At 43.0% G+C, this 13693-nt stretch carries 16 protein-coding genes; 3 read left to right on the forward strand and 13 right to left on the reverse strand.

Going from position 1 to position 13693, the window contains the following annotated elements; all coding sequences use genetic code 11:
* Nucleotides 1-17: 17 nt before the first annotated feature.
* From Bealeia2_RS09085 to argS, 5 genes are read right to left on the reverse strand one after another with little or no spacing between them, the layout of a single operon-like run.
* A complete protein-coding gene (locus Bealeia2_RS09085; RefSeq protein WP_331256718.1) occupies nucleotides 18-218 on the reverse strand; it encodes a hypothetical protein in 201 nt (66 codons plus the stop codon).
* 34 nt (nucleotides 219-252) lie between these two features.
* Nucleotides 253-690, reverse strand: a complete 438-nt coding sequence (locus tag Bealeia2_RS09090) for a site-2 protease family protein (protein WP_331256719.1) — start codon at nucleotides 688-690, stop codon at nucleotides 253-255.
* Nucleotides 677-1627, reverse strand: a complete 951-nt coding sequence (gene nagZ, locus Bealeia2_RS09095) for a beta-N-acetylhexosaminidase (RefSeq protein ID WP_331256720.1) — start codon at nucleotides 1625-1627, stop codon at nucleotides 677-679. The genes Bealeia2_RS09090 and nagZ overlap by 14 nt, the downstream gene beginning before the upstream one ends.
* Nucleotides 1611-2480 (reverse strand): SPOR domain-containing protein, encoded by an 870-nt coding sequence (locus Bealeia2_RS09100; protein ID WP_331256721.1) that lies wholly within the window; start codon nucleotides 2478-2480, stop codon nucleotides 1611-1613. The genes nagZ and Bealeia2_RS09100 overlap by 17 nt, the downstream gene beginning before the upstream one ends.
* The gene (argS, locus tag Bealeia2_RS09105) at nucleotides 2477-4234 is read right to left on the reverse strand and encodes an arginine--tRNA ligase (protein WP_414437885.1); all 1758 of its coding nucleotides are present in this window, start codon (nucleotides 4232-4234) and stop codon (nucleotides 2477-2479) included. The genes Bealeia2_RS09100 and argS overlap by 4 nt, the downstream gene beginning before the upstream one ends.
* A gap of 85 nt (nucleotides 4235-4319) precedes the next feature.
* On the opposite strand from argS, the gene erpA reads away from it, so the two are divergent.
* The gene (erpA, locus tag Bealeia2_RS09110; protein WP_331256723.1) at nucleotides 4320-4658 is read left to right on the forward strand and encodes an iron-sulfur cluster insertion protein ErpA; all 339 of its coding nucleotides are present in this window, start codon (nucleotides 4320-4322) and stop codon (nucleotides 4656-4658) included.
* A gap of 2 nt (nucleotides 4659-4660) precedes the next feature.
* Here erpA and fliP read toward each other — a convergent pair whose 3' ends face one another.
* Genes fliP through gatC form a run of 8 tightly spaced genes read right to left on the reverse strand, consistent with a single transcriptional unit; the run spans nucleotide 4661 to nucleotide 11567 of the window.
* Nucleotides 4661-5395 carry a flagellar type III secretion system pore protein FliP gene (fliP, locus tag Bealeia2_RS09115; protein WP_331256724.1) on the reverse strand — a complete coding sequence of 245 codons (735 nt, stop codon included), beginning with the start codon at nucleotides 5393-5395 and terminating at the stop codon, nucleotides 4661-4663.
* A gap of 4 nt (nucleotides 5396-5399) precedes the next feature.
* Nucleotides 5400-5687 carry a hypothetical protein gene (locus Bealeia2_RS09120; protein WP_331256725.1) on the reverse strand — a complete coding sequence of 96 codons (288 nt, stop codon included), beginning with the start codon at nucleotides 5685-5687 and terminating at the stop codon, nucleotides 5400-5402.
* Nucleotides 5688-5724: 37 nt separating this feature from the next.
* Nucleotides 5725-6066 carry a hypothetical protein gene (locus Bealeia2_RS09125; protein WP_331256726.1) on the reverse strand — a complete coding sequence of 114 codons (342 nt, stop codon included), beginning with the start codon at nucleotides 6064-6066 and terminating at the stop codon, nucleotides 5725-5727.
* 13 nt (nucleotides 6067-6079) lie between these two features.
* Nucleotides 6080-6292: a carbon storage regulator gene (locus Bealeia2_RS09130; protein WP_331256727.1), complete on the reverse strand. Its 213-nt coding sequence runs from the start codon at nucleotides 6290-6292 to the stop codon at nucleotides 6080-6082.
* A 60-nt stretch (nucleotides 6293-6352) separates the two neighbouring features.
* Nucleotides 6353-8248, reverse strand: a complete 1896-nt coding sequence (locus Bealeia2_RS09135) for a polysaccharide biosynthesis protein (RefSeq protein ID WP_331256728.1) — start codon at nucleotides 8246-8248, stop codon at nucleotides 6353-6355.
* A 41-nt stretch (nucleotides 8249-8289) separates the two neighbouring features.
* Nucleotides 8290-9765 (reverse strand): Asp-tRNA(Asn)/Glu-tRNA(Gln) amidotransferase subunit GatB, encoded by a 1476-nt coding sequence (gene gatB / locus Bealeia2_RS09140; RefSeq protein WP_331256729.1) that lies wholly within the window; start codon nucleotides 9763-9765, stop codon nucleotides 8290-8292.
* Nucleotides 9762-11273, reverse strand: coding sequence for an Asp-tRNA(Asn)/Glu-tRNA(Gln) amidotransferase subunit GatA (gene gatA, locus Bealeia2_RS09145; RefSeq protein WP_331256730.1), 1512 nt, complete (start codon nucleotides 11271-11273; stop codon nucleotides 9762-9764). Before gatA ends, gatB begins: the two co-directional genes overlap by 4 nt.
* 6 nt (nucleotides 11274-11279) lie before the next feature.
* On the reverse strand, nucleotides 11280-11567 hold the full coding sequence (gatC, locus tag Bealeia2_RS09150) for an Asp-tRNA(Asn)/Glu-tRNA(Gln) amidotransferase subunit GatC (protein WP_331256731.1): 288 nt from the start codon (nucleotides 11565-11567) through the stop codon (nucleotides 11280-11282).
* Nucleotides 11568-11655: 88 nt separating this feature from the next.
* On the opposite strand from gatC, the gene Bealeia2_RS09155 reads away from it, so the two are divergent.
* Both Bealeia2_RS09155 and Bealeia2_RS09160 read left to right on the forward strand, forming a co-directional pair.
* A complete protein-coding gene (locus Bealeia2_RS09155) occupies nucleotides 11656-12432 on the forward strand; it encodes a sulfite exporter TauE/SafE family protein (RefSeq protein ID WP_331256732.1) in 777 nt (258 codons plus the stop codon).
* Between the two features lie 12 nt (nucleotides 12433-12444).
* Nucleotides 12445-13437: an MBL fold metallo-hydrolase gene (locus Bealeia2_RS09160; RefSeq protein ID WP_331256733.1), complete on the forward strand. Its 993-nt coding sequence runs from the start codon at nucleotides 12445-12447 to the stop codon at nucleotides 13435-13437.
* Nucleotides 13438-13693: the final 256 nt, after the last annotated feature.

The following is a 13693-nucleotide window of genomic DNA, read 5'->3' on the forward strand; positions in this document are numbered from 1 at the left end:
TTAATATTCAGTACACCTTAAATTTCCTGAAGTCCAGTAATTGTCGTAATGAAAGAGTGCAAGATTTCAACAGGTCCGGAAATCAGTGCTCCTAAAATACTAAAATGAAGCCCCAAAAGTGTTGGCAATGCCAAAAGTCCAATTAAAATCAAAAATCCAAAACGCTCAAGGCGTGCCAAAGGTTTGGCCAAAACATCTGGTAATAATCCAACAGCCACCCGCCCTCCATCCAGAGGCGGCAAGGGCAGCATATTATAATATGGCCAAAACGCAATTCATCAAAATGGAGACGCCGAGCATTTTCATTAAAAGGGGTTGGAGGACTTCAGGAAACCACGCCACAAGGTGGATTAAAAGTGCGGACAGGAATGCCAGAAAAACATTGGTTAATGGGCCTGCTAAAGCGACGACAACCATATCTTGGCGGGGCCGTCTTAAGCGGGCAAAATTCACTGGCACGGGTTTGGCATATCCAAATAAAAAGGGAGCCCCTGACATAAACAAAAAAAGGGGCATCAAAATGGTTCCGAAAAGATCAATGTGTTTGATCGGATTCATACTAAGACGCCCGGCGCGAAGTGCCGTGTCATCTCCATATCTTAGGGCCGCATAGCCGTGCGCAGCTTCATGAAGGGTGACCGCTAAAATAATGGGAATTCCCCAGGTGATGATATTTTCAAAAAGCTCCATGGAGGGCCTCCCACCGCGCTAAAGTCATTTCAGAAAGGGGCAAAACCCCACGAATTGTATCTTCCATTTCGTCCATCTTTCCAGAACAATGAAGCACAACATCGCATCCCGCCAAAAGGGCTTTTTGTGCGCGGTCTTGGAAGGTTCCCTTCAAGGCTTTCATGCCGATATCATCACTAACTAAAATGCCCTGAAATCCAATTTCTCCTCGAATAATTTCAGAGATGACTTTGGGGGAATGTGTTGCTGGATTAAGAGAGTCCAAAGCTTCATAAATAATATGGGCCGTCATCGCCCAGGGCGCGTTTTTATTGACTTTAAAAGCTTCAAAATGGGGTTTGAGTTCTTTATGCGTCATCGTTACACGGGGCAAGTCTTCGTGACTATCACAATCTGCGGGCCCATGGGTTGGTATATGCTTGATAATAGATGTAATTCCTGAATCTTGAAAAGAACGAATGACCTCGTGGCCTAAAATTCCGGCAATCTTTGAATCCCTTGAAAATGCACGATCTCCAATAATTTGATCAGCGCCGTCGACATTCAAATCCAACAGTGGGGCACAATTAACCGAAATGCCTAAGTCCTTCAGATCTTGAGCAATTGATTTAAAATTGCGGTAAGTTTCGGTTTTGGCTTTTTCCAAATCAGATTTTGCCAGATCCCCAAAAGTTTTAGCTGTTGGATACGCCTTCCAAAAGGGGGGCCGCAGGCGCGCCACACGTCCACCCTCTTGATCAATGAGGATGGGAGGATTTTTGTGTTTAAGGCTTGATTTAAAATCTTCAATGAGAGCACGGACCTGATCTGGGTTTTCAATATTACGCGCAAAAAGAATTAATCCCAAAGGTTGATGTTTTTCAAAAAAAACTTTTTCCTCTTGGGTCAAAGAGTGACCTTCACAACCAAAAATGATAGGTTTAGGGAGTGACAACAAGGCATTCGACTCCCTTTTCTTTAAGGGCAGAACATGCAACCTTGGCTTTTTCGCGGGTTGTGAAATGCCCTACTCTCAAGCGGTGAAAAACACCTTTTTCGGCCCCAAGATCTACTTTTTGAACGCTATGTTTAAGCTTACCCAAAACATTAGCGTGTTTTTTCGATAAACGTTTCCATTCGTCCTCCGCATCTTCTTTGGACTTCAAAGACCCCAATTGAATTTGAACTCCACCAGTCACTTTTTCTTCTTTTTTGGCTTCAACCTTTTTCTCTTCTTGGGGAGAATCGTTTGCAACCCCATTTTCCTCAACACTAGCTTTTGAAATAAGGGCAGAGATGGGATCCTCTTCCTCAAGAACCGGATCTTCTTCTGCCATCAGATTTGTTTCTTCGGGAAGATTCTCAAATTGCTGAGCTACGGCCTCAGGAACATGTTCTACATCGGGATATTGCGGCACCATTTTCACAGGATCTTCCTCATCCACCAATTGGACAGGCGGTATGATTTCCGCTACCGGTTCTGGCTCTGGCAAAATATGTTCGACATGGGCCACTTCTGGATTGCTTTGAAGACGCTCATAAACAAGTTTGTCCTGGTTTTGGACGGAACTTACCGATTTATCATCAGAAGGAATTTTATAAGGTGTTTGATCAGCACGAATCAGAGGGATGGATTGAGATTGTATTGGGCGCACGTTAAAAAAAAGATACCAACCGCCCACGATCAAAATTACAGCTCCTAAAAGAATGAGGACGTATTTCAAAGGGGATGCAAATCGCCACCAACCCATATTTTCATCGTGTTCATGATCGTGCCAATAACGATCTTCATCATCAATGCGTAAGCTCATCCGCGCATCTCCTCTTGAGGGGTAACCCCAAAAATTTTCAATCCCGAAGCAATCACATCCGCAAGCGCTTGAAGTAAGGCCAACCGGGCTTTTGTCACTTCAAGATTCTCTGGCAAAATAAATCTCAGTAAGGCATCTTCTTTGCCCTTATTCCACAACATATGAAACTGTTGTGCAAGTTCATACAAATAATAGGTGAGTCTGTGTGGCTCATGAGCCTCAGCCGCACCTTCAACTTGTCGTGGCCATCCCGCTAAAAGCTGAACCAATCGCAATTCATCGGGATCTTGAAGTTGAGTAAAATCAGCGGTTTTCAGAACCGCTCTTGAGAAGTCAACCCGTGGGAAAGTCTCCCCTGCCATACGCTTGACAGAATGAACCCGGGCGTACGCATAGTTCACATAAAAAACAGGATTGTCTTTGGATTGGGCCAAAACTTGCTGTAAATCAAACTCCAAATGAGCATCGTTTTTACGGCTCACCATCATGAAACGAAAAACGTCTTTTCCGACCTGCTCGACAATATCAGAAATGGTTACGAACGTACCCGCACGTTTTGACATTTTCATGGGAACGCCATTATCGAGAAAATTCACGATCTGGCAAATGATCACATCCACATCGCCTTTTTGATCCGTCACAGCTTTGACGGCCGAGCGAATGCGTTTTACGTATCCGCCATGATCTGCTCCCCACACATTGATCATGCGGGAAAAGCCCCGTTCAAATTTATTCAAATGATAGGCAATGTCCGGAGCAAAATAGGTCCAGCTGCCATCGAATTTTTTCAAAGGGCGATCTACATCGTCTCCAAATTCCGTCGATTTAAACAACAATTGAGGACGGGGCTCCCAATCTTCTATCACTTTGCCTTTGGGAGCTTCCAAAATGCCTTCATATAAAAGGCCTTTCTTTTGAAGGCTGTCAACGGCATCTTCAACAGCGCCTGATTTTTGAAGTGCCATTTCAGATGTAAAAACGTCTTGATGAATTCCAATGAGTTCCAAATCCGTGCGAATCATCTTCATCATCATCTCAACGGCAAAGGTTTGGAAAACCTCAAGCCACTGAGATTCATCTTGATTTAACCACTTCGCACCATCACGCAGTGCAATGGATTTACCGACATCCTTCAAATAGTCCCCCGGATAGTATCCTTCAGGAATTTCAGGAATTTGAATGCCCAAAGCCTCTTGATAACGCAAATACGTGGATCGTGCTAAAATCCGGGCCTGATTTCCGGCGTCATTGATGTAGTACTCGCGACAAACGCCATATCCGACTTTTTGAAGCAGCGTTGCCAAAACATCAGCCACTACAGCCACCCGTCCGTGTCCAGCATGAAGAGGACCTGTGGGATTGGCTGAGACGTACTCAATGTTGATTTTCTCTCCCCGGCCTAAAGTGGAGGCTCCAAAATTATCGCCCACTTCCAAAATATCCTTGAGAAGATCTAAGAAAAAAGAGTTCTCAAGGCGAATGTTAATAAATCCTGGCCCTGCAATTTCAACAGTTGATACAAAAGGCAGTTTTTGGAGTGCGGGCAACAGAAGTTCTGCCAAAGCACGTGGATTCAAACCTGTGGGTTTTGCCAAAACCATAGCGGCATTGGTGGACATGTCACCGTGACTGGGATCGCGAGGGGGTTCCGTTGTAATACGGTTCAAGTCCAAGCCTTCAGGCAGACTTCCTTCCTGAATGAGTTGTGTCAAAATAGTGAGGATATGGTGTCTGTAAGTTTCAAAAAAGTTCATCATGCACGAAAAATTTGATTTTTAAGATAGGTTTGTTGTAGCATAGGGACCTCTAAGAACTCAATCTTTGTAATTACACCTATATATGAATCCTCGTTTGACCATTACCGAAAGCGCTGCCAAACAAATAGCACATCTTATTTCTGAGGAAAAGGAAGGTGGGAAAGACTTAATGCTACGCCTCACCATCAGCGGGGGTGGCTGTTCTGGATTTCAATATGGATTTTCTTTGGATAATGCCGTGAATCCTGATGATGAGATTTTTGAATCTCAAGGCGTCAAAGTTATTGCCGATGAAGCTTCGCTAAGTCTTTTAGAAGGATCTCAAATCGATTACCATGAAGATCTCATGAGTGCGAGTTTTGTGATTAAAAACCCCAATGCGTCATCCTCTTGTGGATGTGGAAATTCTTTTTCCGTTTAGCCTTACCCTCCTCCATAACTTTGGATAAGACTTCCAGCCACAAGGTGCCATCCATCAATAAGAACAAAAAAAATAATCTTAAAAGGCAGGGAAATGGTGACGGGCGGGAGCATCATCATACCCATAGACATGAGGACGGAGGCGACCACCATGTCGATAATGAGAAACGGAATAAACAAAAGAAACCCTATTTCAAAAGCACGTTTGAGTTCGCTAATCATAAAAGCGGGCACCAAAACTTTGAGTGGAAGTTCAGACGCCTTATTGACGGAAGGGACTTTTGCAATATCCATAAAAAGGCCCAAATCTTTTTCACGCACATGTTTGAGCATGAATTCTTGGATGGGTCCCACAGATTTTTCCCACGCTTCTTCTTCTGTGATTTCTTCGGCCATGTAAGGTTTTACCCCAGATTCATAAGCTTTCTCCAAAGTCGGCCCCATAATAAAGGCTGTCAAAAAAAGGGCCAAACTGATGATCACAGTATTGGGGGGGGATTGCTGGAGTCCCAAAGCATTTCTTAAAAAAGAAAAAACGACCACAATACGTGTGAAGGAAGTCGTCATGACTAAAATTGAGGGCGCAAGTGCTAAAATCGAGGTAAGTGCTAAAAGCTGAATAAAGCGAGTGGTGACCGAAGGGCCCTCTCCCAAATCAAGTGAAATGGATTGGGCGCAAAGAGGATCCGTCAAAAACAGAAACCCTAAAAGGATGAATAGAATTAGTCGCAAAGCCATAAAGTCAAGCGGTTTTCTCCGCCCTTTTGATTGAGATTACTGTATCTTCTTCTTTTTTGGGGTGGATTGCAATCACTTGATCTCCTTTTGAGGATAAAAGGAGAAGAATCTCTTGATCCTTCCATTGAACACTCACAAGTCTACGTCCATTATCAATCCAAAATGAGTTTTGAAGAGAAATTGTTTTAAAACTTGAAGGTGCGTTTTGAGCGCCCACAAAACGTTGAAAAAGACGAATTGAAAAAGGGATTACAAGGACGATACCCCCCAAAACCAAAAGTGATGTGAGCACCCGTCCAGCCCTGAAAAATCTCCACGATCCTAAAACTTTATGCGGTTGCGTTATTGTTCACAACACGTGCATAGGCATTAAAAGCCCGCTTGTGAGCATTAAGCTCACTTATTTTACGAGAGAGCTCATTTTGAAGATGTCCCAAAGAGGACCCCAATTTCTCAAGAACTGTATCGAGGGTTTTTAAATCTCCCTTCACACTTTCTTGAGACGCCAAATCCAGAGAAGAAATCTCACGACTTAATTCTTGGACATGGGCTTCAATGGAATCCAGATCAATGTTTTCTTTTGAGGAAATTGACTGATAAGTCATTGACGCCAAGTCAATCGCAGATTTGATTTTCTGAGAAATAATATCTTGAGCCATGGTGTCCTCCATTAATTATAATTAATTATGATCTCAGATCTTTCAAAGTCTGAAGCCCCAAAGCCGCGACTTTATTTTCGGCCTCAATACGCTCAAACACTTCCTTTCGCAACACATTAACGTGCTCCGGAAACAAAAACCCAAGTTTGACTGTCTTCCCCTGGACATCTTCCACTATGACCTCAATGTTTCCATTGACAATCACGGATTCGCCAGGCTTGCGTGATAAATATAGCATAAAATTTACTCACAGGCACTTTACCACACAATAGGAAGAGCGTGTGAAAAATTTTGAGAATTAATTCGCGTCAGATCCTGAACCACCATCAACGCCATAGATAGCTTTTGGTGAAAAATCAATTGTGGCTTCTGGTACCATATGGGAGATGATTTCGATAAGTTTTTCTTCATGAAAATGATTTATTGATTTTTCCAGAACTTGGAGTCGTTCTTCAAAACCTTTAAAATCATTGTTTGAGCATTTTGCAATAAAAATTTTTTCCCGTTTTGTGGGAATATGGCCTTCGCTTTCATAAAATAATTCTTCATAGAGTTTTTCGCCAGGCCTTAGTCCTGTAAAAACAATCTCAATATCCTTATAGGGTCTTTTTCCACTGAGACTAATCAAGCGTTCTGCAAGATCTGTAATTTTAATGGGACTCCCCATATCCAACACAAAGATCTCCCCCCCCTTCCCCATGGCTCCCGCTTGAATGACCAATTGACTGGCCTCGGGAATACTCATGAAAAATCGCGTGATCTCAGGGTGAGTTACAGTAAGAGGCCCTCCCTGTTTGAGTTGCTTTTTAAAAAGGGGAATTACACTCCCATCAGATCCCAAAACGTTTCCAAAGCGTACAATACTATAATTTGTCTCAGAGGACTGGTTAAAGTTTTGACAAAAAACTTCTGCCATTCTTTTGGTGGATCCCATGACGTTTGTGGGGTTAACGGCTTTGTCAGTTGAAATCAGAATGAACTTTTCACTTCCATAGAGAGAGGCAAGTTCTGCCACATTTTTTGTGCCAAAGAAGTTATTGCGAAGGGCTTGCTTGGCTTGTTTTTCTAAAAGAGGCACATGTTTATAGGCGGCGGCATGGAATACTATATTAGGGTTGTGAGTTCTAAAAACCCCCTCCATAACCTCAAAATCATTGACGCTTGCAAGAACTGCCACAAATTGCGTGTACTTGAAAACATGCTCAAGCTCCCAACTCATCTTATAAAGATTGTATTCGCTGTGATCGACCAAAATCATAGATTTAGGTTTTAATTTAATTAACTGTCGACAAATTTCAGATCCAATAGACCCACCAGCGCCTGTGATGAGAATGTTTTTGCCTTTAATAAAATTTGAAACTTCTGTGTCATCCAATTGAATAGCATCCCGCCCTAAAAGATCTTCCATGGAAATATCTTCGGGGGAGATATTTTTATTGATCAATAGTTTTTCAAAAGAAGGTAAAATTTTGACAGGCATTCCCAACTCTTCGGCCGTTGTAATAATCTCGCACAACTTGTCTTGATCAAGGGAAGGAATAGCAATAACAATCATTTGAATAGTGCTGGAGTCCACAAACTTCGCCATGTCTTTTATAGGGCCATATATTTTAATACCAAAAATCTTTTTGCCCCACAGATTAGGATCATCATCCAGAAGGCCTTCAATTTTATAAGCGCTATCGGCACGTTTCATCGATTCTCGGATAAAAAGCTCAGCGCCTTTTCCGGCTCCTAAAACAATCACAGTGTTAGCTCCCGTTTGCACTTGAGGATGGCGAAGCCTTTCAAAAGCCAGACGGATGAGAATGCGCACCATGTTGAGCGCGGAAAACGAAAATATCAGGAATAAAAAAGAAAACTTTATTAAAGTGGCAAGACCCTCACCTTTGAGATATCTCCAACCCACAAAGAGAATTAATATTATCGCACAATATTTAAAAACATCGATCAAACTATAAAGAGATGTAAATCGCCAAAGGTGTTTTTCAAGGCTTAGAAAGTAAGCCGTTCCTATAGAGAATATAAATAAAAACACAAGATCAGCAGCAAGATGACTTGTCAGTGGGATTTGAAGAATATATTGCGCTGTCAAATACGCAGTGGTTAAAGACAAAAAGTCGATCCCGTATTTAAATATTTTTGACGGAATCTTATTTTGAAATAGCTGATAAATATTATACAATTTGAACATGTAGGCTTCGTCTTTCAAGTTTTGAGATCAAAAATGAGATCTTACTTCAATCGTTCCTTTAAAAGATCGTTAATGAGCCCTGGGTTGCCTTTGCCTTGCATGCCTTTCATGACTTGGCCTACAAAAAACCCAAAGAGTTTATCTTTTCCAGATTTGAAATCTTCAACCATCTGAGGATTTTCAGCCATAACCTTATCGATCACAGCCAGAATAACACCGTTATCACTCACTTGTTTCAGCCCTTTTTCCTCAATAATTTCAGGTGCGGTTTTAGACGTTTCCCACATCAGTAGAAAAACATCTTTGGCCATTTTTCCAGAGATTGTGCCGTTATTCATTTCTTGAATCAGCCCCGCCAATTTTTCTGGTGTAATGGGAGATTCAGAGATGGTTTTATTTTCCCGATTTAATGTTGCAAAAAGTTCACCCAGCATCCAATTCGAAATCATTTTGGCGGTTTTGGCATCTTGAGCATTTGAAAATTTCAAGGTGGATTCAAAATAAGAGGCAATCTCGGCCTCACTTACCAAAAGACTGGCGTCATAGGCGGGCAAATCATAGCTGGTCATAAGGCGCGCTTTTTTCGCATCCGGCAATTCAGGAAGGTTTTTACGGATTTCCTCAACCCATGCAGCTTCGATCACAAGAGGGGGAAGGTCAGGATCAGGGAAATACCGATAATCATGTGCGTCTTCTTTTGAGCGCATCGAGCGAGTAATGCCTTTATTCGAATCGAAAAGACGGGTTTCTTGGACAATCTGGCCACCGTCTTCTAAAATTTCGATCTGACGGGTGGCTTCAAAAACAATAGCTTGGGTGATAAACTTGACCGAGTTTACGTTTTTAATTTCCGCCCGTGTTCCCATTTCGGCACCTGGCTTTCGGACAGACACGTTTACATCAACGCGCATACTACCCTGGTCCATGTTGCCATCACAGGTTCCTAAAGCCCGCACAATTGCACGCAATTTTTTAACATAAGCAGCAGCTTCTTCTGGAGATCTGATATCTGGCTCGGAAACGATTTCCATAAGTGCTACACCAGCACGATTCAAATCGATATAAGATTTTTCCGGATGCTGATCATGAAAACTTTTACCCGCATCTTGTTCAAGGTGTAGGCGGGTTACACCAATGCGACGCGTAGAGCCATCCTCAAGTTCAATATCGAGATGCCCTTTACCTACGATAGGTTTTTGGAATTGGGAAATCTGATAGCCAGAGGGCAGGTCCGCATAAAAATAATTTTTCCGATCAAAGATCGAAACGAGATTAATTTCGGCGTTCAGTCCAAACCCAGTTTTGACCGCCTGCTCAACACAAAGACGGTTAATGACAGGGAGCATCCCCGGCATGGCTGCATCTACAAAAGCCACTTGCGTGTTGGGCTCTGCACCAAAAGCGGTGGGTGCACCTGAAAAAAGCTTAGCTTGGGAGGACACTTGTGCGTGAACCTCAAGGCCTACGATCAACTCCCACGGGCCCGTGTTGCCTTCAAAATAATATTTCTCGCTCATAGGACACCTTTTTGAATCTGTAGAAATGTTTGGAAGTTTGCGGCACCCTCAATGGCGTACGCTGCTTGTAAGATTGTTTCCTCACCAAATGCAGGGCCAATCAACTGAAGCCCCAAAGGAAGACCATCTTTATTATAGCCCGCAGGTACCGAAATTCCGGGCAAACCCGCCAAGTTAGCAGGAACCGTCAAGACATCATTTAAATACATGACCACGGGATCTTTGGGGCTTTCGTCCATAGCAAAAGCTGCCGATGGTGTTGTGGGAGTTAAAATGACGTCAACTTTCTCAAAAGCCTTCTCAAAATCTTGAGAGATGAGAGCTCGGACTTTCTGCGCCTTTAAATAATAAGCATCATAATAGCCTGCGGAAAGAACATAAGTTCCAATCATAATCCGGCGCTGGACTTCCTCTCCAAATCCTTCTGAGCGGGTCAGTTCATACATCTCATCCAAGGTTGTGGCGGGGACCCTTAATCCATACCGCACACCATCATAACGAGCCAAGTTAGAGGAGGCTTCTGCGGGAGCCAAAACATAATAGCACGGCAGACTATATTTGGTGTGAGGAAGGCTCACTTCGACAATCTCAGCACCTTGCGCTTTGAGCCAATCGGCTCCTTTTTGCCAAAGGGTAGTGATTTCAGAATCCATTCCATCAACTTGGTATTCTTTAGGAATACCCACGCGTAGGCCTTTTAAAGATCCCTCCAAAGCTTTTTCAAATTGTGTGGGCTTTTGAATAGCTGAGGTTGAATCTTTCGGATCATGGCTACACATGACATCAAGCATAATTGCAGCGTCCCGAACGTCCCTTGTAATCGGGCCCGCTTGATCGAGTGAAGAAGCAAATGCCACAATTCCCCAACGAGAGCAGCGTCCGTAGGTGGGTTTAATCCCGACAGTTCCTGTAAAAGCCGCAGGTTGTCGAATGGATCCACCTGTGTCTGTGGCCGTGGCCGCCAAGGCTGATCCCACAGAAACAGAAGAAGCAGAACCTCCCGAAGATCCACCCGGAACCAAAGCTCTTGAATCTGCTTTTCGTATCCAAGGACTTTTGACGCCGCCATAAGCACTCGTTAGATTCGACGATCCCATAGCAAACTGGTCCATATTTAGCTTTCCAAGCATAACTGCACCGGCATTCCAAAGATTTTGCGTTACCGTCGATTCATAGCGGGGCACATAATTATAAAGAATTTTAGAGGCGGCAGTTGTAAGCGTGCCTTTTGTGCAAAATAAATCTTTAATCCCTAAAGGCAAACCCTCCAAGGCACACCCTTTACCTTGATGCAAACGTGCGTCACTTTGAACAGCCATCTCAAGGGCAATTTCCGGCGTTTCTGTAATGTAAGCATTCAAATCCCGAGTTGATTCCATTTGATCCAGATAGGCTTGGGTCAGCTCCTTTGAGGAGAAAGATTTCTTGTGAAGGCCATCCCGCGCGTCTGCAAGAGTGAGCTCGATCAAATCAGATTTTGGTTTTAAGGCAGTTTGCGTCTGGGTCATTTGAGATTACTCCACCACTTTGGGGACAACGAACATGTTTTGCGCACTTTCAGGCGCATTAGCGAGCACATCAGAAACATAGTTTCCGTCGGTGATCATATCCTCACGCATGGGCATTTGGCGCTGCCCTGATCCGACCATAGGTTCAACAGCGTCGGTATTGACCTCACTTAATTGATCAATAAATTTTAAAATGCGAACAAGGTCCGCTCTCAAAGGCTCAACTTTCTCATCAGGCACTTTCAGGCGAGCCAATCGACCTACGCGTTTCACGGTTGCAGAATCAAGGGACATAAGTTTAATTCCTGTTTCATTTCTAACTTATCTTAGTCATAATGTGTTTTTCAAAAATCGTTAAGAAAAAAATGAAGATTGAGGAAAAATGTCTTTAGATCCTTGGATGCTTTGGGCTATTGTGGGACTTGTCTCTGGCTGCGTTTTGGGTCTTGCAGGAGCAGGAGGGGGAATCATTGCCATCCCTATTCTAATATATTGGGGGGGATATAGCGTCAAGGCAGCCTCAGGTTATGGTCTTCTTGTGATTAGTGTTGGGGCAATATTGACATGGCTTCCCCAACGCAAATACACAAATTATAGTGTGGTACTTATTCTTCTCGTTTTTTCTTTCTTGGGCTCTTACATTTCAGCACCATGGAAAGCCGCCTCACCTGATTGGGCCTTGATTATCCTTCTTAATTTTGCCTCTCTTTTTAGTCTTTATAGCTTGTGGATCATGAGACTTCCAGCACCCACCGCTTTAGAAAAACATACCTTTTTACATTCCGTTTCCCACTCATCTTTAGGTGGTGTTTTGACAGGAATTCTAAGCACAATGACGGGACTTGGAGGCGGCATTATTATGGTGCCATGGCTCACATCCATCAATCGTCTCAATTTAAGTCGGTCTGTGGCGTGTAGTCTTTTAACAATTGCCTTAAGTGCCCCTTATTCGGCCTATGTTCAAGGATATTTGAATCTTCCCACGCCCAATCTTGTGGCTTTGGGGGCCGGCGCTCTTGTGGCCTCCTTAACTATTAAAGGCTTGACGGCCTCGGTAGACTCAAACTCAGCCGCTCATCTTTTGGATGTTTTAAGAAAGCTCACTTTAACCACTGTTATTTTGATTTCGATGGTTTCTACGTTGATCAGACTAATTTAAGGAATAATAATCATGATCTTTAGACAACTTTTTGATTTGAAATCTTCGACCTACACCTATATTTTGGGGGATGAAGAAACTCGGGATTCCATTTCAATTGATCCAGTGAGATCTCAAATTGAACGGGATTTAAAATTACTTCAAGAATTAAACCTCACTCTCAAATTTATTCTTGAAACTCATGTCCATGCCGATCATGTAACGAGCGCCTCTCATTTAAGGGATCGCACCGGAGCCAAAACCGTTTATGGAAGCAAGACCAATCTTAAATGTGCGGACATTTTAATTGAAGATGGAGAAAATCTTGAGTGTGGAAATATCAAAATCACAGCCCTTCACACACCCGGGCACACCAATGGCTGCACAAGTTATTGGGTGGACAATAAAGTTTTTACAGGGGATGCCCTGATGATTCGTGCCTGTGGACGCACAGATTTTCAAGAAGGCTCCAATGAAAAACTTTTTAAAAGTGTGCGCGAAAAATTATTTGCTCTTCCAGATGAAACGCTTGTCTATACGGCTCATGATTATTTAGGGCGCATGGTTTCAACCATTGGGGAAGAAAAAAAATTCAATCCCCGACTAGGGCTTTCCCAAACGCTTGAAGATTTTATTGCATTTATGGAAGAACACAGATTACCTTACCCCAAAATGATGGATATCGCAGTCCCTTTAAATCAGAGTTGTGGAAAAATGGAAAAAGAAGAATTTGAAATCACTCCCGATGAATTAGTGCCTGAAACAGGCAATGTAATTCTTGTCGATGTAAGAGGGGCAGAAGAACTGAAGGGCCCTTCAGGATATATCGAAGGCATTGTGCTTGCGACTTTAGGTGAGGATCTTAATTCCTTTCTCGAGTCCGCCAATCCCGAAGCACCTTATGTCTTTATTTGTGAGCGAGGCCGCAGATCGGCTCTGGCATTATTTGAGGCCCGAGCACGTGGTTTTCAAGACGTAAAAAGCCTTCAAGGCGGCATGCTCTATTGGCGTGCCTGTGGGAAGTAGCACTTAGGCCCATCTCATGAAAAGTAAAAAACACCCGAATGATCGCACTGAATTTATTTCAACATCTCAATAGGTTGTCAAAAAGACAGATTTTGAATTGTTTGCACTAAAGAAGAAGCTGAAAAAAGTTCAGGATTGACATATCTGTTTCATTTTTAAAAAAAATTACATAACCTTCTTGAGATAAACTTTTTCATGAGGCGCCCTGAAGTAGGCCAGTCCACTGATTGCCAGCGGGACCATCTTTACGATATAG

It is taken from the genome of Candidatus Bealeia paramacronuclearis, from assembly GCF_035607555.1.
In the GTDB taxonomy this organism is placed as follows: domain Bacteria; phylum Pseudomonadota; class Alphaproteobacteria; order UBA9655; family UBA9655; genus Bealeia; species Bealeia paramacronuclearis.